Annotated in this window: 20 protein-coding genes, 1 tRNA gene and 1 pseudogene; 10 read left to right on the forward strand and 12 right to left on the reverse strand. The window is 52.5% G+C overall.

What is annotated here, in order from left to right; genetic code table 11:
• Positions 1-7 precede the first annotated feature (7 nt).
• The 3 genes from STSP2_RS06965 to STSP2_RS06975 all read right to left on the reverse strand — a co-directional run bounded on the left by STSP2_RS06965 (position 8) and on the right by STSP2_RS06975 (position 2,908).
• Positions 8-1,537 carry a thiamine pyrophosphate-dependent enzyme gene (locus tag STSP2_RS06965; protein WP_169853053.1) on the reverse strand — a complete coding sequence of 510 codons (1,530 nt, stop codon included), beginning with the start codon at positions 1,535-1,537 and terminating at the stop codon, positions 8-10.
• Positions 1,538-1,640: 103 nt separating this feature from the next.
• On the reverse strand, positions 1,641-2,672 hold the full coding sequence (locus STSP2_RS06970; protein WP_146659665.1) for a transposase: 1,032 nt from the start codon (positions 2,670-2,672) through the stop codon (positions 1,641-1,643).
• A complete protein-coding gene (locus tag STSP2_RS06975) occupies positions 2,669-2,908 on the reverse strand; it encodes a hypothetical protein (RefSeq protein ID WP_146659667.1) in 240 nt (79 codons plus the stop codon). Before STSP2_RS06975 ends, STSP2_RS06970 begins: the two co-directional genes overlap by 4 nt.
• A gap of 182 nt (positions 2,909-3,090) precedes the next feature.
• Between STSP2_RS06975 and STSP2_RS06980 the strand changes: the two genes are divergently transcribed.
• Positions 3,091-3,843, forward strand: coding sequence for an SIR2 family NAD-dependent protein deacylase (locus tag STSP2_RS06980; RefSeq protein WP_146661160.1), 753 nt, complete (start codon positions 3,091-3,093; stop codon positions 3,841-3,843).
• A gap of 21 nt (positions 3,844-3,864) precedes the next feature.
• Here STSP2_RS06980 and STSP2_RS06985 read toward each other — a convergent pair whose 3' ends face one another.
• The 6 genes from STSP2_RS06985 to STSP2_RS07010 form a co-directional block, all read right to left on the reverse strand.
• On the reverse strand, positions 3,865-4,329 hold the full coding sequence (locus tag STSP2_RS06985) for a hydrogenase maturation protease (protein ID WP_146661162.1): 465 nt from the start codon (positions 4,327-4,329) through the stop codon (positions 3,865-3,867).
• Between the two features lie 273 nt (positions 4,330-4,602).
• A complete protein-coding gene (locus STSP2_RS06990; protein WP_146661164.1) occupies positions 4,603-5,898 on the reverse strand; it encodes a Ni/Fe hydrogenase subunit alpha in 1,296 nt (431 codons plus the stop codon).
• Positions 5,895-6,641, reverse strand: coding sequence for an NADH-quinone oxidoreductase subunit B family protein (locus tag STSP2_RS06995; protein ID WP_146661166.1), 747 nt, complete (start codon positions 6,639-6,641; stop codon positions 5,895-5,897). Before STSP2_RS06995 ends, STSP2_RS06990 begins: the two co-directional genes overlap by 4 nt.
• Position 6,642: 1 nt before the next feature.
• Positions 6,643-7,482, reverse strand: coding sequence for an FAD/NAD(P)-binding protein (locus STSP2_RS07000; protein ID WP_146661168.1), 840 nt, complete (start codon positions 7,480-7,482; stop codon positions 6,643-6,645).
• Between the two features lie 40 nt (positions 7,483-7,522).
• The gene (locus STSP2_RS07005) at positions 7,523-8,566 is read right to left on the reverse strand and encodes a 4Fe-4S dicluster domain-containing protein (RefSeq protein WP_146661170.1); all 1,044 of its coding nucleotides are present in this window, start codon (positions 8,564-8,566) and stop codon (positions 7,523-7,525) included.
• A gap of 102 nt (positions 8,567-8,668) precedes the next feature.
• Positions 8,669-9,283 carry a redox-sensing transcriptional repressor Rex gene (locus STSP2_RS07010; RefSeq protein WP_146661172.1) on the reverse strand — a complete coding sequence of 205 codons (615 nt, stop codon included), beginning with the start codon at positions 9,281-9,283 and terminating at the stop codon, positions 8,669-8,671.
• Positions 9,284-9,700: 417 nt separating this feature from the next.
• Between STSP2_RS07010 and leuS the strand changes: the two genes are divergently transcribed.
• From leuS to xerC, 7 genes are all read left to right on the forward strand, one after another.
• The gene (gene leuS, locus STSP2_RS07015) at positions 9,701-12,235 is read left to right on the forward strand and encodes a leucine--tRNA ligase (RefSeq protein WP_146661174.1); all 2,535 of its coding nucleotides are present in this window, start codon (positions 9,701-9,703) and stop codon (positions 12,233-12,235) included.
• A gap of 25 nt (positions 12,236-12,260) precedes the next feature.
• Positions 12,261-12,845 carry a class IV adenylate cyclase gene (gene cyaB / locus STSP2_RS07020; protein WP_146661176.1) on the forward strand — a complete coding sequence of 195 codons (585 nt, stop codon included), beginning with the start codon at positions 12,261-12,263 and terminating at the stop codon, positions 12,843-12,845.
• A complete protein-coding gene (locus STSP2_RS07025) occupies positions 12,842-13,789 on the forward strand; it encodes a diacylglycerol/lipid kinase family protein (protein ID WP_146661178.1) in 948 nt (315 codons plus the stop codon). The genes cyaB and STSP2_RS07025 overlap by 4 nt, the downstream gene beginning before the upstream one ends.
• Before the next feature lie 6 nt (positions 13,790-13,795).
• Positions 13,796-14,608, forward strand: coding sequence for a 3-deoxy-8-phosphooctulonate synthase (kdsA, locus tag STSP2_RS07030; RefSeq protein ID WP_146661180.1), 813 nt, complete (start codon positions 13,796-13,798; stop codon positions 14,606-14,608).
• A 20-nt stretch (positions 14,609-14,628) separates the two neighbouring features.
• Positions 14,629-15,567 (forward strand): radical SAM protein, encoded by a 939-nt coding sequence (locus STSP2_RS07035; protein WP_146661182.1) that lies wholly within the window; start codon positions 14,629-14,631, stop codon positions 15,565-15,567.
• 231 nt (positions 15,568-15,798) lie between these two features.
• Positions 15,799-16,032, forward strand: a complete 234-nt coding sequence (locus STSP2_RS07040) for a hypothetical protein (protein WP_146661184.1) — start codon at positions 15,799-15,801, stop codon at positions 16,030-16,032.
• Positions 16,033-16,124: 92 nt separating this feature from the next.
• Positions 16,125-17,132, forward strand: a complete 1,008-nt coding sequence (xerC, locus tag STSP2_RS07045; protein ID WP_146661186.1) for a tyrosine recombinase XerC — start codon at positions 16,125-16,127, stop codon at positions 17,130-17,132.
• 84 nt (positions 17,133-17,216) lie between these two features.
• Here the strand turns inward: xerC and STSP2_RS07050 are convergent, their stop codons facing one another.
• Positions 17,217-18,170, reverse strand: coding sequence for a D-2-hydroxyacid dehydrogenase (locus tag STSP2_RS07050; RefSeq protein WP_146661188.1), 954 nt, complete (start codon positions 18,168-18,170; stop codon positions 17,217-17,219).
• Between the two features lie 32 nt (positions 18,171-18,202).
• Positions 18,203-19,660 (reverse strand): aminoacyl-histidine dipeptidase, encoded by a 1,458-nt coding sequence (locus tag STSP2_RS07055; RefSeq protein ID WP_146661190.1) that lies wholly within the window; start codon positions 19,658-19,660, stop codon positions 18,203-18,205.
• A 240-nt stretch (positions 19,661-19,900) separates the two neighbouring features.
• Here STSP2_RS07055 and STSP2_RS07060 point away from each other — a divergent pair.
• Positions 19,901-19,983: transfer RNA gene (locus STSP2_RS07060), tRNA-Tyr, on the forward strand.
• A 324-nt stretch (positions 19,984-20,307) separates the two neighbouring features.
• Here STSP2_RS07060 and STSP2_RS18060 read toward each other — a convergent pair.
• Positions 20,308-21,108 (reverse strand): annotated as a pseudogene (locus tag STSP2_RS18060) (tyrosine-type recombinase/integrase); the annotation flags it as partial.
• On the opposite strand from STSP2_RS18060, the gene STSP2_RS17660 reads away from it, so the two are divergent.
• The gene (locus STSP2_RS17660; RefSeq protein ID WP_236782738.1) at positions 21,097-21,237 is read left to right on the forward strand and encodes a hypothetical protein; all 141 of its coding nucleotides are present in this window, start codon (positions 21,097-21,099) and stop codon (positions 21,235-21,237) included. The pseudogene STSP2_RS18060 and the gene STSP2_RS17660 overlap by 12 nt on opposite strands.
• Positions 21,238-21,408 lie beyond the last annotated feature (171 nt).

Consider the following 21,408-nt stretch of genomic DNA (forward strand, 5'->3'; position numbering starts at 1 on the left):
CTGCTCTTTATTTGATAAGCTTACATGGATGTTTTGCGATAATGACCGAAAGTGCATCCTCGGTAACCCGTTTTTCGACAAGTGCGTCAAATTCCTTGCGGTTCGTTGGATCGATCACATCTACGTTATCAGCACCGCAGCTCTTGCAAAGTGCCTCCAGGTCCAGCAGCTTGGTCCGCTCATTACGGATCGTCAGACCCGTCGCGGGGTTCTGCTGTCCACCCGTCATCGCGGTAATCGAATTGTCCACGATCATTATAACGCCCTTCGAGCCGTTGTAAGCGGCATTGATAAGCCCCGTTACGCCCGAATGCACGAACGTTGAGTCTCCCACCACGCCTAGTATCTTCTCGTTCGGATGCGCCTTGCGGAGCCCTTCGTTAAAGGTCACGCCCGCACCCATGCAAACGCACGTATGCATCGCAGAAGTCGGCGGCAGAGACGCAAGCGTATAACAGCCAATATCGCCAGCGACGTATATATTGTGCTTTTTGAGCGTTGCGAACGAGAACCAGTGTGGGCAGCCCGGACACAAACGCGGTGGCCGTTTCGCAACTGCCGCCGGTGCGGGCCGTTTCTTGCCCTCGACGACGTCCTTCATAACGTCCGGCGTGAGCTCACCCGTCTGGAATGTCGCATCCTTGGTCTCAAACTCCAGCCCCATAGCCGCCAGATGCGTCTCAAAGAACGGATCGAGCTCTTCGACAACAACCAGCTTATCCACAGAATCCGCAAACTCCCTGATCTTATCGTCACAGAACGGATACGAAAAGCCGAGCTTCAGATACGAAGCATCGGGGTATTCTTCTTTAAGGTAATGATACGGAATGCTCGAGGTTAAAAACCCAACCGACTTGTCATTGATGGTGATTTCGTTCAGATCCGTCGTCTCGGCAAAGTCCTTCAGCTTGCCAAGCCGTTCCTCCACCACCACATGCCTCTTGCGTGCGAACGCCGGTATCATCACGTATTTCTTCTCGTCATATGACAGCGGGGCGGTCTCCTTTTCGACACGTTTACCCAGCACCATATCTTCCTTGGTGTGCGAAATACGCGTGGTCATCCTCACGATCACAGGCGTATCGAATTCTTCGCTGATATCGAATGCCCTCGCAACGTGTTCCTTCGCCTCGCTCGGGCTCGAAGGTTCCAGCATCGGCATCTTCGAATACAGGCTGACCCAGCGGGTGTCCTGCTCGTTCTGCGAAGAGTGCATCCCCGGATCATCGCAGACCACGATGACAAAGCCGGCGTTGATACCGGTATAAGACGATGTCATCAGCGGGTCCATAGCAACGTTCAGCCCTACATGCTTGCATGCATAAAGGCTCCTCACGCCGCCAACTGCCGCACCGAGTGCAACTTCATAGGCCACTTTTTCATTTACTGACCACTGGGCATCGATTTCTGGGAACTCCGCTATCGCTTCGAGGATCTCGGTCGAGGGAGTGCCCGGATATGCACAAGCAACCTGCATGCCTGCTTCGTATGCGCCGAAGGCCACCGCTTCGTTTCCTGAGAGGAACGCTTTTTCCATTTTGATCTTTTCCTTAGTCATAATTGGTGTGATAATACTAATCTGGGCGTTTCATGTCAACAGAAATTCGAGCACCGGCCAAAGCTGGGGTGCATCACAATATTTAGGCACAGTCTTTTATAGCATATTCCCATAAATCGCTGTGCAGTGCGGTTCTGACTTCCAGCATAGCGGATGCTCCTTGTCGGCTCCACCGCATCCCTGAGCTCTTCAGGCGGGCCTGCACAACGGTTTTGCATGAACTTTCTATCGGTCCGCTGTCCACGCGAAGCCCCATAGCCAGCAATTTCGGATAGTCGATCCGCTCAATCCGCCGAGACAGGAAGTTGATCAGCTTCGACAAGGCCTCGGCGTCTTCGCTGCTCGCAACCCGGCTTTTGCTGATTCGCAAGCTCCTGATCAGTTTTTTGGGCCCCTTATCTCGAAGTACATGACAGTATTTGCTTCGCCAGCGATTGCTCCTCTTCGAATTTTCACCGTAAAGCAAACTGGCACACTCGCCAATGTGCTGACAGCAGTGCCAGTAATCAACTACTTGTTTTGCATTAGGAAGATTGCTTTTTATATGCCTGTGAAAACCTTCCGCACCGTCCATTAAAAACGTCATGTCTTTGGCTTTCGATGCTCCAATCCGAATCGCCTCACGACGGGCAAGAGAGCCGAACTGCTTGATCGGACCGAGCACAGCACGATGGCTGACCTTACTACAGGCGTCATCCTCGTAACGCAGAAGTTTGACTTCCTTCCACCCTTCACGACGTACGTTTATCAACACTCCGTCGGCATAGCCATACAGCTTACTGCCGGCAATTTCGTCCCACTTCCGGTCGTCGCTGCTGCAATCACGGTTTTGTCTGATAGAGCCTGAAACCGCCAATATCCGCCTTCTCAGCGATTCGTGAGATATATGAATACTGAAGTCTTGACGCAAAAATCGGCTAACCTCTTTATAAGGGCCACTTGCCGTATGACGCAATACCAGCTCGTTGGCGATCCGGCTGTATTTGCGGCCGCTGCTGACAAGATTGCTGATCGGCTTGCTGCTGCCGCAACTGCAATGATAATAAGTGCCGGTAAGACTTATATTGCCACGCTTGGTGATGAACTCGTAGGATTTGCTGCCCTTGTGTCTCATTTTTTTTTACACTTGCCGCAACGCCGGTAGTCCGAATCAGTCTGGGATTTTTCCAATGCCGTCTGGATAGCCTTTCGCTGCACATCCTTGAGTAAAGGCTCAAGCGTTCTGACGATCTGATCATCGCTGACATCCAGCAACGTCCCATTAGCCGCGGAATCGAGCTCGTCGTGGAGCTCCTGGCAACCCTTGCGAAATTCGGCAACCGCTTCTTCAATCCAATCCTGCTGTGACATGATATACCTCGAAAAATAACCTTTTCTCTAAGTTATACCATATCCAAAATGTTCGCGCCACCTTTTTTTGATGCACCCCAAAGCTGAGTCGGGAAATCTACCCAAAAACTGCGATTCATGATTCGTTGACAAACAGCCGGGCTTGAGAAAGAATGTCTGTTTGTCAATTTACGGAGGTTTAGATGGACAACGCGATCGAAGATGCTCGCCAATTATTGGATCTGCTCAAGAAAGCGAACCGGACAGTGGTTCTCACCGGCGCTGGTGTGTCAACCGCCTCCGGCATACCGGATTTTCGCGGTCCCAGCGGACTGTACGCTACGGTCTCACAGCGGGTGTTCGAGGTGGATTTTCTGCTCTCATCCCCAGAAGAATACTACAAGATAGCATACGAGTACATCCATCCGCTCGTGGATAAGGAGCCGAACATCGCACATCGAGCACTCGCCGAACTCGAAAAGGCGGGGCTGATTTCTGCAATAATCACGCAGAATATCGACGGCCTGCACCAAAAGGCCGGTTCACAAGATGTAATAGAGTTTCACGGAAACGTCACCACATTCCGGTGCGTCGACTGCAGCAGGGCGTTTAACAGAACGCGGGTAGACGAAATGATCGTCACTGACGGGGTGCCGATGTGTCAGTGCGGCGGTCTGATACGTCCAGACCTCGTTTTTTTCGGTGACCTCATACCCGAGGACGCGATTAGTCGTTCCCAGGAGCTGGCGACAACCTGTGACGTCCTGCTCATTATGGGAACGTCCCTCGCGGTTTACCCCGCAGCAAGCATCCCGGTGCTTGCCGATCAAAGCGGCGCTAAGATCGTGATCGTCAACAAGGGCCCTACTGAGCTGGATCATATAGCTGACTATCGCTACGAAGTGGGGCTGGAGGCGTTCTCCCAGGCATTGATGGAGCTGATACAGCCGAAGTGAGGTTAAACACCATCAGGTGCGTTAATCCGTCCCCAGTTCAGCATCGATTGTTTGCAGATAGTCATCGATCTTGCCGGCAAGCGTGTCCGACAGTTCCATGCCGTCCTCAACTGCCGCAGGCTCGATACCGAAAAAGACGACCTCATCCGGAGCTTCACCCAACTGTTCCGACAGTTCGATCACCTTGAGAATGTCCACCTCGTGCAGGGACAGGTGTGAGAGTTTTTTGATGCTTTTGACCTCGTCCGCCGTGAAGCGTTTTATCGTGCCCGGCTCAGTTCCCATGAATGCGCAGTCTATAAGCACAGCCTTCTTTCTTCCGGAGATGTAATGCAAAAGCTGCATCCCCCCCGTGCCTGCATCGATGAAATCTACATCCGGGTGTTCATCCTGCTTTTTAGTGAGGTATTCGATAAGCGTGATGCCGATGCCTTCGTCGCACATCAGCGGATTTCCCAATCCTATTACTATCGTATCTTTGCCCATTGTGAGCCCCGAGAGAAATAATCGCAACAAAATGGCCGGAAAGGGATCAGTATTCAAATATTTGCTCCCATTGCCGGACTCGCCAGCCGCATAATTTCACAGTTCGCCGAGAATGGACTCTCCAAAAAGTTCGTCGGAGGCGCGGCTGTTAAATTATGCGGCGGTCCAATTGAATGCTATACTATTATATGTGTTGAAAAAAAACAGGCCCCGTCTCTCCTCCGCCTCCTCCAAGGCAAAAGGGACGGGACCTGAAATTGTGAGTCGATCTGTTTAGCGTACGAATTCTACGTCAAGGAAGTGGGTTGAACAGGAGATACACGGATCATACGCACGAACCAGCATTTCCAGTCCCTGGCGGAGATTGTCCTCGCCAGACTCGAGATTCTCGGGTACGAACTTCTCAAAGTCCTTCTGGATATTTGCGTGGTTCTGGTTAGTCGGGATACACATGTTGCCCCAGGTGCATTCGAAGTTTTCGTCAAACTCGTATGCGTGGAACAGTATGCCGCGAGGAGCCTCGACAGCTGCATAACCTCTGCCAGGCTTAGGCGAGATATTCGGACGCTCGTCCTCGATGCCCTTGCTCAGGATCTTGTCGATCAGCTCGATTGAGTGCTCAACGACATGTGCAGCCTCTGCAAGCTGTGCAATATTGTTCATGAACGGATTGCAGCAGCCCTTCTTCAGACCAAACATGCCTGCTACTTCCTTACCCAGAGGGCTCAGGTACTCGGCATTGTTGTTGTAACGTGCCAGGGCACCGACCATGTAAGTTTCGCGGTTCCACTTCGCCCATTTAGCTGTGGACTGGTCAACGACATACTCGTTAGCAACACTTTCCCACTCACTGACAGGCTTGACAGTACCCTCGGTCGACGCTATATCGCCGTGATAGAAGGTATACGTCTTGTCCTGCTTGAGCGAGACGTACTCAGTATCGCGTTCGAAGTTCGGCAGATTGCCCGCTACACTTGCCACAACGTCACAGATCGTCTGCAGCGGCTTTACTTGTGCCTTCAGCGTATCCTGAAGCTGCCTGAGTTCCTTTTCACTCGGCACCTTCGAAAATCCGCCCGGCACCAGTGTGATCGGGTGCGTGATCCTGCCCGCCAGCAGCTCGGACATCTGGTTTGCTACGCGGTGAACGCCGATAATCGTCTTCACAGCCTCCGGAGCCTTTCCAACCAGCGGTACAACCGATGGAGCGTTGAACAGGTCCGGAGCTACCAGGTAGCCGACGTGCAGAACGTGGCTCTGGAGCTGTTCCGAGTAGTGCATCAGAAGACGCAGCATGTCGGTCTGTTCCGATATGTCGATGCTCAGTGCATCCTCGACAGCCTTGATGGCTACGAGTGAGTGACTGATCGAACATATCCCGCAGATCCTGCTGACGATCGTCTGAATATCATCGAATTTTCTTCCCCGCACCATCGCTTCGAAGAAACGCGGCGCTTCGGGAACCTGCCATTGAACTTTTTCCACTGTGCCGTCACTAGCGTTTACGACAATATTGCCGTGCCCCTCGACACGTGTCATGTGATGTACATTTATATTTACATTACTCATATTGTAGGTCCTTGCTTACTTCCGAACAATACCATTCTGCTTTTCAGGTCCTCTACGGTAAGATCGTATTTGTCCATGATCTCTTTCGCGGCGTCGACATTGGGGTTGTCAACATAGCCCCTACAGCCGAAGCATCTGTAACCTGCCGAAGGACACTTCGCTCCGCAGCCTGCACGGATGATCGGTCCCAGGCACAGCTCGCCGTACTCGTAGCGACATACGTTTTCTTTCGCCTTGCATTCTACGCAAACCGGATAATCCGGGATGACGGGCTTTTTGCCCATCAGCAGACAGCGGACTACATACGCGAATTCCTCGTTGTTCATCGGACAGCCGTGTATCTTGTAGTCTACTTCTACCACCTCGTCGAGCGCCTTCGTCATCTCGGTATCTACGTGCGGCTTGTCAGCCGAATCAGCGTAGACACATTTTTTGACGTCCTTGAGATCGAAATTGTTCTTGAGCTTGTTGATCCCGCCGATAGTCGCACATGCACCGATCGCGATCAGAACCTTTGCCCGGCTTCTTATGATCTCCAGGCGTTTCTCATCTTCGGGCCTGGTTATCGAACCTTCGATGATCGCGATATCATATTCGTGACTTTTTTCGCTCATTGCCTCCCGCCATTCGACAACGTCGACAGCGCCGATGAGATCGAGGATCGTCTCCTCTAAATTCACTATCTGGAGCTGACAACCTTCGCAGCAGGCAAAATCAAAAATTGCTACTTTGGGTTTGTCCATTTTATATAGCCTCCGGCATTGCGCCTATCTCTGAATAACGGTACACAGGACCACTCTGGCATACGTATTCGCCGTTTATCTGACAGTGGCCGCACTTTCCTACGCCGCACTTCATGCGCCGTTCAAGATTGACATAAATGTCATCGTGAGGTATGTCATATTCTTCAAGTGCCATCAGCACGAACTTATACATAACGGGCGGACCGCACACGAGCACTGCAGAATCTTTAAGATGGCTTTCCACCTTCGGGATCAGCGTGGTTACCACACCCACGTTCCCTGTCCAGCAGTCATGTTCTTCGTCCACTGTTTCCTTGAACGTCATGTCGTCACCCTCTGCCCACTTCGCCAGTTCTTCACGGAAGAACCGCTGCGGATAACATTTAGTACCCAGCAGCACGGTCAGCGTGCCGAAATCACTCGGGTTATCCAGGATGTAGTTGATCAGCGAACGCTGTGGTGCAAGACCCAGACCGCCGCAGATGCAGATGAGATTTCTGTTCTTGAGCTGATCGATATGATAACCTTCACCGAACGGCCCCCGGATACCAACTTTGTCGCCGACCTTGAGCTTGTGAATAGCCTTGGTCACGCTTCCCGCGTTCCTGACTACCAGCTCGAAACCGCCTTTTTGCGTTGGCGATGATGATATTGAGATCGGACATTCGCCGATTCCTGCTATGGATACTTCGACGAACTGACCGGGCTTATGTCCCAGTTCTTCGCCTGAATCGAGCTGGATCAGAAGATACAGCTCCGTGCCGTTCATTAGCTTCCTCTTTTTGACCGTCGCTAACTCAGGCAGGTATATGTCTTTTTTACTGCTGCAACAATCACACATTTACCAGTTCTCCTTAATTTCGAGTCGCCTCGTTACTTCTTTATATTTTGACGTCTTCCAGAAGCCTGTTGTAAATGTCAACAGGGTTGGCGATGTCTGTAGTACAAGCTGTCACGCATCGGCCGCAGCCCACGCATGCGATCTGCCCGCCGATCTTCGAGGGCACGTATTTACCCTTTCGGAAGATGCGGTGACGGAATCGCTGTGCACGCTGTTTACGGAAGTTATGCTCGCCTGTAACTGTTGCAAAGTTTTCCAGCACACAGCCGTCCCATGCACGCCAGCGTTTACCTTCCTTGAGGTTCCACTCTACGTCGTCCTGAACGTCGAAGCAGTAGCAGGTCGGACACACAGAGGTACAAGAACCGCACGAATAACACATCGAGGCCTTTTCTTCCCAGACGGGGTGATCGTAAACTTCTTCTTTGTCCAGAAGCTTAGGAATGTCGCCGGGCTCACAATTGAGCTTGTGCTTGTTGAGCTTTTCCTTGTTTTCCTGCCATACCTTGCTGCGGGCTTCAATATCCTGCGGCGAAGCGTCGTCTGCCTGAGCTGCCTTTGCCAGAAGCTCCTCGCCCTTGTCAGTAGCAGCTTCGGCCAGGTAACTGTCACCCATATCAGTCAGCAGAACATCATAGCCCTTGTCGACCGTAGCTGTGCCCATTGAGCCGGCAAAAACGTTCTTCGAAGGTGTGACGACATCGCAGGCAATAATGGTAATATTGTTTCTGCGATTCATATAATACTTATCGTACTCATCCTGTGCGAATATCTCGTCCATCTGATTTATCGCAACCAGATCATACGGATGCACGCCGATAAGCGTCATTTTCGGAGCTTCGCCCGCTGACTTATACTCACCGCCGACTTCATACTTGAGCAGCGTTTCCATCTGCGGAAGCATGAACTTCTTTGGAGGCAGCAAAGTCACATCGTAGTCGAGCCTCAGCTCGTCAGCGGATTCGAGATCGCCGAATGCAAATCGATCTCCCTTGGCCTTGACGCCTACAACTCTCTGGTCGGAATCGATCAGCGCGGCGACCAGATCATTGAAAACATCTTTTTTCAACTTCTTAATGCTCATAATTCCCTGTTTCCTGTAACACAAAGAACCGCGTTAACAAAAAGCCCGTTCCAAAGTCGTTTTCACCCGGAGTTCTCCTCCGCCGGCCTTGAAACATGGTATTTATATGTAATAGGGCAACGCGCCCAATTCCATTGCTATATCTATAGTTACCACTTTCACATCAGGTGGTACATCAAGGTAGCAGGGCGATAAGTTCAGTATTCCGGTAATGCCTGCCTGAACCAGCTCTGCAGTAGTGCTTTGAGCAGTATTGGCCGGCACAGCCAGGATTGCAAGTTTTATGTTCCGTTGGGTGAGTGAGTCTACTGTTGCTACGTCCTCGATCGTGGTGTTTCCTATTTTTTTGCCGATCTTATCAGGATCTTTGTCAAAAATCGCGGAAATTTCAAATCCGTACGCCTTAAAGCCCGGAAACAGGCAAAGAGCTGTCCCCAGCTTGCCCGCACCGATAAGAGCAGCTTTTTGAGGGCTGTCGAGCTTGAGAATGCTCTGTATTTCATTAATCAGGTTCTTGATATCGTAACCGATGCCCTTGGTGCCGAAGGCGCCGAAATAAGAGAAATCTTTACGGATTTGAGGTGGTTTGATGTGTACGAACTCTGCAAGCTCGCTGCTTGAGATGTAATCCTTCTGGTTTTTCTCAAGAAAAACCAGCGCCCGGAAGTACATCGGGAGCCTCCGGATAGTTTCGCTCGGAATTTTACGGTATCTCATCAAGCTATTTAAATCCTCTTGAATATGTGCTTGAGTTCACATTCACAAGCTTTTACGATAATAGCTATTTGCGTGTTTCATGTCAAATCGATTTTCGGGGGTGAATGATAAATTTCTTGAGGAAAATCGGGTCTGACTGGTGAAATCTGGCTGGTGGGTGATATAAATCGTTGATTAAATGCCTTAAGTTGAATAAGATTAGGCGTTTACCGCAAAATCAGGGCGGCGTAAGTCCTGCTGCTTCAGGTCGCGGTTGTGGCTTTGATACGAGCGGCAAGCAACGTAAGTCGAGAAAGTGCACGACTTCAGCGGATAATGAATGCCCATATTGGGTGGGAAATTGACCGGTAGAAACTTAGCAAAAGTGGGTCAAAACTTGGAAAAACTAGTAAGAAAAACAGCAAAACAGGGATAAAAATGGCTGACTATTTTGGTACGTATGATCATCAAGAAATAGAAAAGAAGTGGCAGAAAGTCTGGGAAAACAACAGGACTTTCAAGGTTGAACTGGACAGCAGCAAGCCAAAATACTACGTCCTGGACATGTTCCCGTACCCGAGCGGACAGGGTCTGCACGTGGGACACCCGGAGGGCTACACTGCCACCGACATAGTCTCGCGATATAAAAGGATGAAGGGTTTCAATGTTCTGCATCCGATGGGTTTTGATTCATTCGGCCTGCCCGCGGAGCAGTATGCGGTCAAAACGGGTACACATCCTGCGATCACTACCAAAAAGAACATTGCTAATATGCGCAGGCAGATCAAGGCGCTGGGGTTCAGTTATGACTGGGACCGCGAGGTGCAGACGACGGATCCGGATTATTACAAGTGGACGCAGTGGATCTTCCTGAAATTCTACAACAGCTATTTCGACGAGAAAGAACAGAAGGCCAAGCCCATAGAAGAACTGCCGATACCCGATGGACTCAGCGAAGAAGAGAAAGAGGCCTATATAGCCGATCATCGGCTTGCGTATGAGTCTGAAGCACCCGTGAACTGGTGTCCGGAGCTGGGTACCGTGCTGGCGAACGAAGAAGTTGTGGGCGGGGTGAGCGAACGCGGCGGTCATCCGGTAATCAGAAAACCCATGCGTCAGTGGATGCTGCGGATAACTAAGTACGCGGATCGTCTGCTGAAGGGGCTGGAAGGGCTGGACTGGTCGGATTCGATCAAGAAGCTGCAGCACGACTGGATCGGCAAGAGCGTGGGCGCTGAGGTCGATTTCAAGGTTGACGGCTATGACGAAGATATAAAGGTTTTCACGACGCGACCTGACACGCTGTTCGGGGCGACATATATGGTGCTCGCGCCCGAGCATGAGCTTGTCGATAAGATAACGACGGACGAGTATCGCGAGAAGGTTGTCGATTACCGCGAGGCAGCGTCGCGCAAGAGTGATCTGGATCGGACCGATCTTGCTAAGGAGAAGACTGGACAGTTCACTGGCGCGTACGCGATCAATCCCGTGAACGGTGAGAAAATACCGGTCTGGATCAGCGACTATGTGCTGGTCAGTTACGGCACGGGCGCGATCATGGCGGTTCCAGCGCATGATACGCGTGACTATGAGTTCGCACAGGCTTTCGGCCTGCCGATCGTAGAGGTGGTAAAGCCGTCCGAGGGCAAGGAAGTGGAAGGCTGTTTTGCAGGCGAGGGGACGGCGATCAATTCGGGGCAGTTTGACGGATTGTCCACCGAAGAGTTCAAGGAAAAGATCACGGACTGGCTCGAAGAGAAGGGCTGCGGCAAGAAGGCGGTCAATTTCAAGCTGCGTGACTGGCTGTTCAGCCGACAGCGTTACTGGGGCGAGCCTTTCCCGATCGTGCACGGTGAGGGCGGTTCGGTGCATCCGATTAGTGAAAATGATCTGCCGGTGATGCTTCCGGAGGTGGACCGGTACAAGCCGACGGGCGACGGCGAGCCGCCTTTGAACAACTCAAAGGAATGGGTGAATGTTACTCTGCCTGACGGTACAAAGGGCAAGCGTGAGACGAATACCATGCCTCAGTGGGCGGGGAGCTGCTGGTACTATCTGCGGTACATCGATCCCAAGAATGATCAGGCTGCGTTCGATGGTGAAAAGGAAAAATACTGGCTGCCCGTGGACCTGTATATAGGCGGGGCGGAGCATGCGGTGCTGCATCTGCTTTATTCGCGGTTCTGGCACATGCTTCTGCATGACCTGGGTTATGTCGAGAGCCCCGAGCCGTTCAAGAAGCTGGTGAACCAGGGGATGATCCTGGGTGAGGACGGCCAGAAGATGAGCAAGTCGCGCGGTAACGTGGTAAACCCGGATGACGTTATGGACCAGTACGGCGCGGACTCGATGCGTCTGTATGAGATGTTCATGGGGCCGTTGGAAGCTACCAAGCCCTGGTCGATGCAGGGTGTGGAAGGCGTGCACAGGTTCCTGAGCAAGGTCTGGAGGCTTATTGTCGACGAGCAGACCGGCGAGCTTTGCAGCAGGGTGGTAGATGCGGACATGGACGAGGAGACTACTCGTTTGCTGCATCAGACGATCAAAAAGGTCGGCTCGGACGTAGAAGGTTTCGGGTTCAACACCGCGATCAGTCAGATGATGATTTTTGCGAATCATACGAACAAGCTGGAGCAGAAGCCGCGCTGGGCTCTGGAACAGTTCGTCAAGGTTCTCGCGCCGTTCGCTCCGCATATGTGCGAAGAGCTCTGGGAGAAACTCGGACATGAGGGGACAATGGCTTATGAGCCGTGGCCTGAGTATGATGAAGAACTGACAAAGGAAAAGGAAGTCGAGTTGGCGGTACAGATCAAGGGTAAGATCAAGGATCGCATAACCGTTGCAGCGGACGCTTCCGAAGATCAGATCAAGGAAAAGGCACTGGCGAGCGAAAAGGTCCAGGCAGCGATGGCGGGCAAGGAGCCACGAAAGATAATCGTGGTCAAATCGCGTCTGGTCAATATCGTGGTATGATGACAAACTGCTGAGGTTGTCACCTATGAACATGGAGATCGAAGCCAAAATAAAGGTTGCGGAGCTCGCGTCTTTTGCTGAAAAGCTGAAGGATGCGGGTGCGGCCTTCAAACAGGCGGAGAGACACCATGACAGCTATTTCATTGACAAGGGTGACGGCCTGTCGAAATCCGACAGGGGGCTGCGTCTGCGTCAGTTGGACGCTGACGGGGAGCGCTCAGTGTTTTTGACGTACAAGGGCCCGAGGCAAGGCGGTCCGTTCAAGTCGCGTGAAGAGCTGGAAGTGCGGGTCGACGATTTTGAAACGATGTCGGCTATGCTGGTTTCGCTGGGGTTTGAAAAGACGCTGGAATTCGAGAAGAAACGCAGGGTATGGCTGCTGGACGGCTGTGAGGTCTGCCTGGACGAGTTACCTGTACTCGGTTCGTTCGTAGAGATAGAGGGACCTGAAGAGAAGGCGATATCAGGCGTGCTGGCAAAGATGGGTCTGGCGGAAAAGGAGCATATAAGCGAAGGTTACTCGCGGATAATGGCCGACGCTTTGAAGGACGCAGGACGACAAAGCAAGTCTGTTCTATTCGGTGAAGCCGGGGAAGAGAGAGGAATATGAACATCTCAAAAGAAGGCTACATCCTGTTCATAATCAATCCCAGTTCGGGAAAGAGCAGCTCCAAACTCATGTTCCATGAGTTTCGCAGTTACCTCGAAGAGAAGGGGTACAGTATAAAGATCGCTTTTACCGAATCGCTGGAGCATGCCCAGGAGCTGGCGCGCAAGGCCGCGGTTGAATATGACTGCAAGCTGGTCGTGGCTGCGGGAGGTGACGGGACGGTTCGCGAGATCGTCCAGGGGCTGGAGGGCAGCGACAAGCCGATGATGATCGTTCCTGCGGGTACGGAGAATTTACTTGCGAACGAGATGGGTTACGATGAGAAGGGTAAAACGCTGATCAAGGCATTTGAGGGTGACGCCAGTCGCGATCTGGACCTGGGAAAGGCGAACGGTCGGTGCTTTACATGCGTGGCAGGTTTCGGCTTTGACGCGAATGTCATAGATATGGTCAACGAGAGACGAGAAGGGCACATTAATCATCTCGACTACTTCTGGCCGATCTGGCGTACTTTCTGGGCCTACAAGTTTCCGGATATCACGGTCAGCGTCGATGGTGAGCAGATACACTCCGGGCCGGGCATATTGTTCGTGGGCAACATTAGCAGGTACGCGGTAGGGCTGGAGATCCTTCAGAATGCCGATTTCGGCGACGGGCTGCTCGACGTCTGCATATATAAATGCGAGTCGCAGATACAACTGCTCAAACACTCCGTATTCACGCTGAGCAAAAGGCACATCAATGCGAGCGACGTAGTGTACAGACAGGGTAAGATCGTGGAAATAGGTGGCGACCCGCAGGTGGTTTCGTGCCAACTGGACGGCGATCCGGGGCCGGACCTGCCGGTCAAGATCAGATTGATACCGCAGGCAGTTAAGGTGCTGGTTCCGCCGGACGCAAAGCCCGCGGGGATAAGAACGAGACTTGTAAGAGCGTTAGGATAAGGCGATATGTTCAGAATAGGTGATTTTAAAGTCGGGCTGGAAAGCGATCTGTTTTTGATGGCAGGTCCCTGTGTGCTGGAGGATATGGACACGTGCAGGGCGATCGCTGAAGAGCTGGTCAAGGTGAGGGAGAACACCGGGATCGGCGTCATATACAAGGGCAGCTTCGATAAGGCGAATCGTTCGAGTATTGACAGCTTTCGCGGGCCGGGCCTGGAAAAGGGCATGGAAGTGCTGGCGGCGATCCGAGATGAGTTCGGATTTGCAGTGATGACTGATGTGCACGAGCCCTGGCAGGCCGAGCAGATCGCAAAGACGGTGGACTGTATGCAGGTGCCGGCGTTTCTGTGCAGACAGACGGATCTGCTGATGGCGTGTGCGAAGACGGGCAAGCCGACGGCAGTGAAGAAGGGGCAGTTCGTCTCGCCCGGTGAGATGAAGAATGTAGTCGGCAAGCTGCGGGCGTCGGGACTGGACGATATCATGCTGACCGAGCGCGGGACGTTCTTCGGCTACAATCGACTGGTGAACGATATGACTGCGATAGAGCAGATGAAGCAGTTGGGTGCTCCGGTGATATTTGACGCGACGCACAGTACGCAGCAGCCGGGCGGACTTGGTAGTGCCAGTGCGGGCAGGCGCGAGATGGCTCCGCTGCTTGCAAGGTCGGCTGTGGCAGCGGGGGCGAATGGATTGTTCCTCGAGGTGCATACAGATCCTGAGAACGCAAAGTGTGACGCTGCCTGCATTATGCCGGTCGGCTGGGTGGAAAAGCTGATCAGGGAGTGTCAGGCAATAGCTGAAGTTATTCGAAATTAAAGTGAAGGAGTGTGTCGGGTATGGGTGAGTCGAAGAAATATACTTTTGGGCCGGTTCCGTCGAGGCGTCTTGGTTTGAGCCTGGGTGTCGATCTGGTGCCGCTGAAGACGTGCAGTCAAAACTGTGTTTACTGTCAGCTCGGAGTGCATGGTGAGCAGACGGTGGAACGCAAGCCGTATGTCGATATCGATGTTGTTCTGGCGGAGCTTCAGCAGCGGATCGATGGTGGGCTAGAGGCGGATTATATTACGCTGAGCGGTTCGGGTGAGCCGACGCTTCATTCGCAGATCGGGGAGCTGATCGACCGCATTCATGGTATGACGGACATTCCGGTTGCGCTGATAACGAACAGTACGATGCTGTGGGATCCTGCTGTGCGGGCGGATTGCGGGAAGGCGGACGTTGTTCTGCCCTCGCTGGATGCGGGTGATGGACGGACGTTTGAGGCGATGAACAGACCCGAAGGCTCGGTCACGTTTACAAAGCTGGTGGATGGGCTGGAGAAATTCTGCAGCGAATACAAGGGCAAGGTCTGGCTAGAGGTGTTCTTGTGCGAGGGGATAAATACAGCACCTGAGGAGGTCGCGAGGATGAAGGAGCTGGTCGGGAAGCTGGATCCTGATAAGGTGCATCTTAATACGGCTGTCAGACCGACGGCTGATCCGCAGGCGAAGGCGGTATCGGCGGCCAGGCTGGCAGCCATAGCTGAGGAATTCGGGCCGAAGGCAGAGGCAGTGGTAGATTACGCCAAACTGCCGGCAAGGTCCGATAAGGATGTCGACGAGGGGCAGGTGCTTGAAATGCTCGAGCGGAGGCCTTGCAGGATCGACGATCTTTGTTCCAGCCTGGGTATCAGCATTCCCAGGGCGATAAATCTGCTTCAGAGGCTGCTGATCAGCGAGGAAGTAACTGCTGAGGCGCGGGGTCTGGAACGCTGGTTCAGGGCCAAACACGCCTGATCGAGCAGATTATTAGTCATTTCCAGAAGTTAAAAGCCTGCATTTTCCTGTAAAAACACCAGATATTGTGTTTCTCGGCGTTGCTGCGCGCCTGGTGCGCAAAGAAGGTGATTGTAGTTCTGAGATGTTTTGAAAAAAATGACCAGTTTTTTGTTTAGAGAAATGGTCTGAGACCGATAACAAAGATATAGACGTTGGTGCTGGTTTGATTTTTGGCTTTGGAATGCGGCAATGAAAAGAACAAAACAGTTGGTTTTGAACAAAGGTTCGGAAAAGTATATTTTCCGCTATGAGCACGGATGCGAGGGGGAGCTTCTGGATTCACTCGTAGCCAAGGCCAGCGATGCGGATTGCCCGTTTGACTGGTTCGATGCTGCTGTTTTGAGCTTCAAGCTCACTCAAAAGCTCATCGGCGAGGCCGACAAACTGCTGCACAACGACCCGTCTGACACTCTGCCTCTTTAGCGGGTATGATCGGGCTTAGGCCGATACATTTCGGCAACAGATATTCGTCTTAAATGGATGTAAGCGAAACCGGACTCTTATAGGTGGTTATTATGAAGGATTGTTCACTCACTCAGGATTTTCTTGACTATCTCAAATTCGAGAAGCACTTCTCGGATCATACTGCCAAGTGCTATGGTGCTGACCTTGTTCAGTACGGCCAGTGGCTCAAGCCGGAGCAGGAATCGTCCGGTTCTGAGGGTACAGCGGAGTCCGGTGAGTGGGCCGGCGAGGGCGAGGTCGCTACCGCAACGGCTGTTAAGCCTGCAGTGGAGACGAGTATCAAGGAGCTGACTCTCACAGCAGATACAGATGTTATTCGGGGATATCTGGCTCATCTGAATCAGAAGGGTTATTCTAAGTCCACCACCGCACGGAAGCTGGCGACACTTCGAAGCTTTTATAAGTTCCTGGTTCGCAGGAACTTTATCGACAGCAATCCGGTAACGCCCGTTAAGACGCCTAAGCAGGAAAAGAAGCTGCCGCGTTTTCTGGAATATGAAGAGGTTCAGAGGCTGCTCAATGCTCCGTCTACTAAGAACTGGCTGGGTGCGAGGGATCGGGCTATACTCGAGGTACTCTACAGTACGGGTATGCGTGTCAGCGAGATCGTTTCTCTGAACATGGATGACGTTGACTTTCTTGGCGAGGTCATTCATATTCGCGGTAAGGGCAAGAAAGAGAGGATCGCGCCGATCGGGTCTAATGCTCTGCAGGCGATCCAGCGGTATATCGAGTTTCGTAATCGCAGAATGCAGAACGACAGTAATTTTGATGCGAAGGTGCTTTTTGCGAATAAGCACGGCAAGAGGTTGAGCGTGAGAAGCGTTCGGCGGAAGATGGATAAGTATCTGATCGAGGCGGGGCTGGATCCGGATATCAGTCCGCATACGCTGCGGCACAGTTTTGCGACGCACATGCTGAACAACGGAGCGGATCTGCGGAGCGTTCAGGAGCTGCTCGGGCATCAGTCGCTGTCGACGACACAGGTTTATACGCATCTGACGACGACACGCCTTAAGGAGATCTATGATAAGGCGCATCCGCTGTCGGAGCTGTAGGAATATAAATGACGCAATGAGAAAAGCCCGCTGAACGGATCGGCGGGCTTTTTTAGTGGGCTCGGGTTGAGGGTGTTAAGCGGTTCAGCTTACGACGTTTTGCGGATCGCCTGCCATGAAGGCTTTGATGTTTTCGGCGACGATGTCAAGGCAGCGTTTTCTGGAGGCGAGGGTTGCCCAGCCGATGTGAGGGGTTATGGTGCAGTTTTTCGCGTTCAGCAGGGGGTTGTCGGGGTTGGGCGGTTCGGTTGAGAGGACGTCGAGGCCGGCTCCGGCGATGCGTTCGTTGTTGAGTGCGTCTGCGAGGGCCTGTTCTTCGACGATGGGGCCGCGGCTGGTGTTGATGAATATTGCGTTCGGTTTCATTCTGGCGATCAGATCGTGGTTGACCAGGCCTTGCGTTTGTTCGGTCAGTGGGCAGTTCACGCTGAGGACGTCGCTTTTGGTGAAGAGGTCTTTGAGGCCGACCATCTGGACGCCGGCGGGTTTGTCGTCGGGTTCGGATCTGCTGTGGGCGATGACGTTCATGCCGAATGCCTGGGCGATCTGGGCGACGGCTTTGCCGATCTGTCCGAGGCCGAGGATGCCCATTGTGTTGCCAGCGAGTTCGATGAGCGGGAAATCCCAGTAGCAGAAATCTTCAGACTCGCACCATCTGCCTTTTGAGACTTCCCGGCTGTGGTCGGCGACGTGCTGTGTGTGTGCTAGAAGATGTGCGAAGACGGTTTGTGCGACTGAGTCAGTGCTGTAGGCCGGGACGTTGGTGACGGTGATGTTGTGTTTGCGTGCGGCGTCGATGTCGACTGTGTTGTAGCCTGTGGCGAGTACGCCGATGTATTTCAGTTTCGGCAGTGCAGCGATGTGTTCGCCGCGTATGATCGTTTTGTTGGTCAGGAGGATCTCGGCTTCTTTTGATCGCTCGATAACCTGTTCGGGTTTGGTGCGGTCATAAAGTTTGAACGTTCCCAGCTTTTCGAGCGGTTCGCAACTGAGATCGCCGGGGTTTACGGTATGACTGTCTAAAAGAACTATATTCATTTTAATGCCTTGTTAATTATCAGGTATCGGGGTTAGTTTAGTTCAGGCAGCAGAGCCTTCAGGAAGTTCCAGAGATGGTCCACGGATTCTATGTTTACCCGCTCCTGTGGGCTGTGCGGGTTTTCTATTGTTGCGCCGATGGAGATCATGTCCATGCCTTCGAATTTTTCGCCGAGCAGGCCGCATTCGAGTCCCGCGTGTATGGCTTCGATCTTCGTTTCTTTGCCGCGGACCTTCTTGTAGACTTCACGGCTAATGTTCAGCAGGTCGGAATCGGGGTTCGGTTCCCAGCCGGGGTACTTGCCGTTGGTGACGGGGTTTGCACCGGCGAGCTTTGCTGTCGCTTCGATCCGGCCGGTGATGCGGGACAGGGCCGAATCGATACAGCTTCGCTGGGAGGACATTATGTTGATCATTCCATCTTCGATGTCGGTGGAAAGAGTTGCGATGTTGTTGGACGTTTCGACCAGTCCTTCGACATCAAAGCTGTAGCGGTCAACGCCGTCCGGCAGGGCGATTATGAGGTCGATCGTGCTTTTTGTTGAATCGGTGTCGAGCGTCTTTTCGGAAGGCGTTGATGGGTCATGGACAAGTATCTTTAATTTGCTGTCGCGTGGGCCCAGTTCGTTTGCCAGCGATGTCTGCAGGTCGTTGATTTTCTTATCTAAAGCGTACTTCTGATCTTCAGCGAACGCAATCATTGCCGACGCGTTGCGCGGTATCGCGTTGTGTGCGCTGCCGCCCTGAAGGTGGCAGATGTTGATATTGAGCTCGTCGTTTATGCTGCTCAGGACGCGGCCGAGCAGTTTGATGGCGTTTGCTCTTTGTTCGTGGATGTTGACGCCTGAATGGCCGCCTGCGAGCCCGTCGATCTCGATAGTCATCTGCACCGCTTTGGGATCGGCAGACACAAAGTTTACGGGAAGTGCAATCTCGGTCTGTATGCCGCCTGCACAACCTATAGTGAAGACGCCTTCATCTTCGGTGTCGATATTGATGAGCTTTCTGCCCTTGATGAAATTTGCCTGAAGCTCTGCGGCTCCGGTCAGCCCTGTCTCTTCGTCAACGGTGAACAGCAGTTCGAGCGGCGGGTGCTTTACGGTGTCATCGGTTGCAAGAGCGAGTGAAATAGCGACCCCGATACCGTTGTCCGCGCCGAGGGTGGTTTTGTCAGCGGTTGCCCAGCCGTCTTTTTCGATTATGGTGATGGGGTCCTTGCTGAAGTCGTGTGTGCTGTCGGGTGTCTTTTCGCATACCATGTCGACGTGTCCCTGGAGGGTGACAGGGAGGCTGTTTTCCATGCCGGGTGTTGCCGGGACGTGTATGACGATATTGTTGACGTGGTCGCTTTGCCATTTGAATCTGTGCTTGTTGGCGAAGTCTTTGAGCCACTGGCATATCTGCTCTTCGTGCTTGCTGGGCCGGGGGATTTGGGATATCCGGCGGAATATGTCCCAAACATTTTGTGCTTTTGCATCACTGAGTTTCATGTGTCAGCAAGTCCTCTTTATTTCTAGGCTTCGTTCGGCAAGTAGTTTTACAACATCTGCATGGTACTGCCGGTTCATTATTAACCCAATAAGCGTGTTTTTCCCAGTGAAAAGGCTGTTTTTTGGACTATTTTGCTCCCGGCCGGGCGATGTGACCGTGCCCGACAAAAATTTGCAAGAAACCCCCCGTTTTTGGTTGAAATGTTGCAAATCGCGTGTAAACTATCTCTTCCTTATTGAGGGTCGGTGCCCGAGTGGCTAAAGGGGATGGGCTGTAAACCCATTGGCGAGAGCCTTCGCTGGTTCGAATCCAGCCCGGCCCAGTTTTTTATGCGCTTATTTTCCACGCCTAAGTCCTTGTTTTTACTGCACTTATCATTACCTTCTAAAGAAGGTCTTTGAGGTGCTTCAATGTCGTTAGATGACGACTGGTGACATCCAGAGACAGGCGTTTTTGCAAGGTTTCTGTAAGCATTCCTGTAAGTTTTACTATAACTATTTTGGCCCTGATCTGAGGAAAAATCCGCGTTTTTGGGCCCGCCAGCGGCGAATTTCGGCAGATTAGCGACTGCATCGTGCTCCTGGCCCTTAAAAACGTGCGTATATCGGCTCATTGTGAGGTTTATAGAGCTGTGCCGCATCAATTCCTGGGCGACCTTTGGATGTACGCCGCTGGCCGCCAGCAGACTGCCGAACGTGTGCCTGAGGGCATGGAAATCCAGCTTGCCTTCCTCGGTCTCGGGCTTGAGAAAATCGCTCTTGAGCCGTCTCTTGTACTCTTGAGGATTGTCCTGTGCCTTGGCGATCCAGGCAGTGCGGGCTTTATTCAGGTCATTACGCAGTCCGTCAGCCAGATGGCTAGCTACGGGCATATCGAAAAGTTTGCACTTGGGTGTTTTGTCTTTGAGCAAGGACTTTAGCAGCTCAGCGGTCTCTTTACGCAACGGCAGGACGGCTTGCTTGCGGTTTTTGGTTTTCTTTTCCGACAGTGTTACTTTCAGTTGATCAAAGTCTAACGATGACACAGTCAGGCTCTGCAGCTCAGAAGCCCTCAGGCCGGTCTCAAGGGCCAATCGGTACAGCAGCGACCTCTCAGGGCCTTTCAAGCGTCTACGCCTGTCTGTGCATCTGTGGGTGTATGTGAGCAGCTCGGTTATCTCCTCTGGTGACATAGCACGTCTCTGCTGCATGTCTGATTTGGTCACGGAGACTTTTTTCAAGTATGCGATCGGACTCTCCGGGGCCCGGTTGTCTTTGACCATCCAGTTGCAGAATTGTTTCGCGGCCTGCTGGTAATCGTGGCAGGTCTTGACGGCCCTGATCTGTTTCATGTCGGCAATATAGCACTGGACCTTGCTGGCAGAGATGTCCCTCCAGAACTTGAAACCGCAGCCGATTAAAACCTGTTCCGCTCGTCTGCGTGTTGTCCTGGCGTGGTGCTTTGTCATGCCGTCGGCAAGGATGGCTCGTTCGAATTCTTCGAGGTGCTCTTTGAGAGGTTTTTGGCGGTGGTCCTGGTAGCGGTCGAGCAGGCCGGCCTTGATCAGCTCCGTATCTTTTTCCATCTTGGCAGCTAACTGCAGGCTGGATGCTTTGTCCTTGAAGGCCTTCTGCCGCCTTCTTATGCCGTCAGCATCACGGTATTCGACATACCAGTGCTGCGACTTTTTAGTTACGGACTTGCCGTCTTTGTTCTTTACTGTGTACCGCTGTTTGAAAATACTCGCCATTTGCTTGCCTCATAATTG

Source organism: Anaerohalosphaera lusitana, assembly GCF_002007645.1.
Taxonomy (GTDB): Bacteria; Planctomycetota; Phycisphaerae; order Sedimentisphaerales; family Anaerohalosphaeraceae; genus Anaerohalosphaera; species Anaerohalosphaera lusitana.

Coding starts and splice junctions, on each gene's coding strand:
- STSP2_RS06965 (WP_169853053.1), bottom strand. CDS start 1,537: ATGGAAAAAGCGTTCCTCTCAGGAAACGAAGCGGTGGCCTTCGGCGCA.
- STSP2_RS06970 (WP_146659665.1), bottom strand. CDS start 2,672: ATGAGACACAAGGGCAGCAAATCCTACGAGTTCATCACCAAGCGTGGC.
- STSP2_RS06975 (WP_146659667.1), bottom strand. CDS start 2,908: ATGTCACAGCAGGATTGGATTGAAGAAGCGGTTGCCGAATTTCGCAAG.
- STSP2_RS06980 (WP_146661160.1), top strand. CDS start 3,091: ATGGACAACGCGATCGAAGATGCTCGCCAATTATTGGATCTGCTCAAG.
- STSP2_RS06985 (WP_146661162.1), bottom strand. CDS start 4,329: ATGGGCAAAGATACGATAGTAATAGGATTGGGAAATCCGCTGATGTGC.
- STSP2_RS06990 (WP_146661164.1), bottom strand. CDS start 5,898: ATGAGTAATGTAAATATAAATGTACATCACATGACACGTGTCGAGGGG.
- STSP2_RS06995 (WP_146661166.1), bottom strand. CDS start 6,641: ATGGACAAACCCAAAGTAGCAATTTTTGATTTTGCCTGCTGCGAAGGT.
- STSP2_RS07000 (WP_146661168.1), bottom strand. CDS start 7,482: ATGTGTGATTGTTGCAGCAGTAAAAAAGACATATACCTGCCTGAGTTA.
- STSP2_RS07005 (WP_146661170.1), bottom strand. CDS start 8,566: ATGAGCATTAAGAAGTTGAAAAAAGATGTTTTCAATGATCTGGTCGCC.
- STSP2_RS07010 (WP_146661172.1), bottom strand. CDS start 9,283: ATGAGATACCGTAAAATTCCGAGCGAAACTATCCGGAGGCTCCCGATG.
- leuS (WP_146661174.1), top strand. CDS start 9,701: ATGGCTGACTATTTTGGTACGTATGATCATCAAGAAATAGAAAAGAAG.
- cyaB (WP_146661176.1), top strand. CDS start 12,261: ATGAACATGGAGATCGAAGCCAAAATAAAGGTTGCGGAGCTCGCGTCT.
- STSP2_RS07025 (WP_146661178.1), top strand. CDS start 12,842: ATGAACATCTCAAAAGAAGGCTACATCCTGTTCATAATCAATCCCAGT.
- kdsA (WP_146661180.1), top strand. CDS start 13,796: ATGTTCAGAATAGGTGATTTTAAAGTCGGGCTGGAAAGCGATCTGTTT.
- STSP2_RS07035 (WP_146661182.1), top strand. CDS start 14,629: ATGGGTGAGTCGAAGAAATATACTTTTGGGCCGGTTCCGTCGAGGCGT.
- STSP2_RS07040 (WP_146661184.1), top strand. CDS start 15,799: ATGAAAAGAACAAAACAGTTGGTTTTGAACAAAGGTTCGGAAAAGTAT.
- xerC (WP_146661186.1), top strand. CDS start 16,125: ATGAAGGATTGTTCACTCACTCAGGATTTTCTTGACTATCTCAAATTC.
- STSP2_RS07050 (WP_146661188.1), bottom strand. CDS start 18,170: ATGAATATAGTTCTTTTAGACAGTCATACCGTAAACCCCGGCGATCTC.
- STSP2_RS07055 (WP_146661190.1), bottom strand. CDS start 19,660: ATGAAACTCAGTGATGCAAAAGCACAAAATGTTTGGGACATATTCCGC.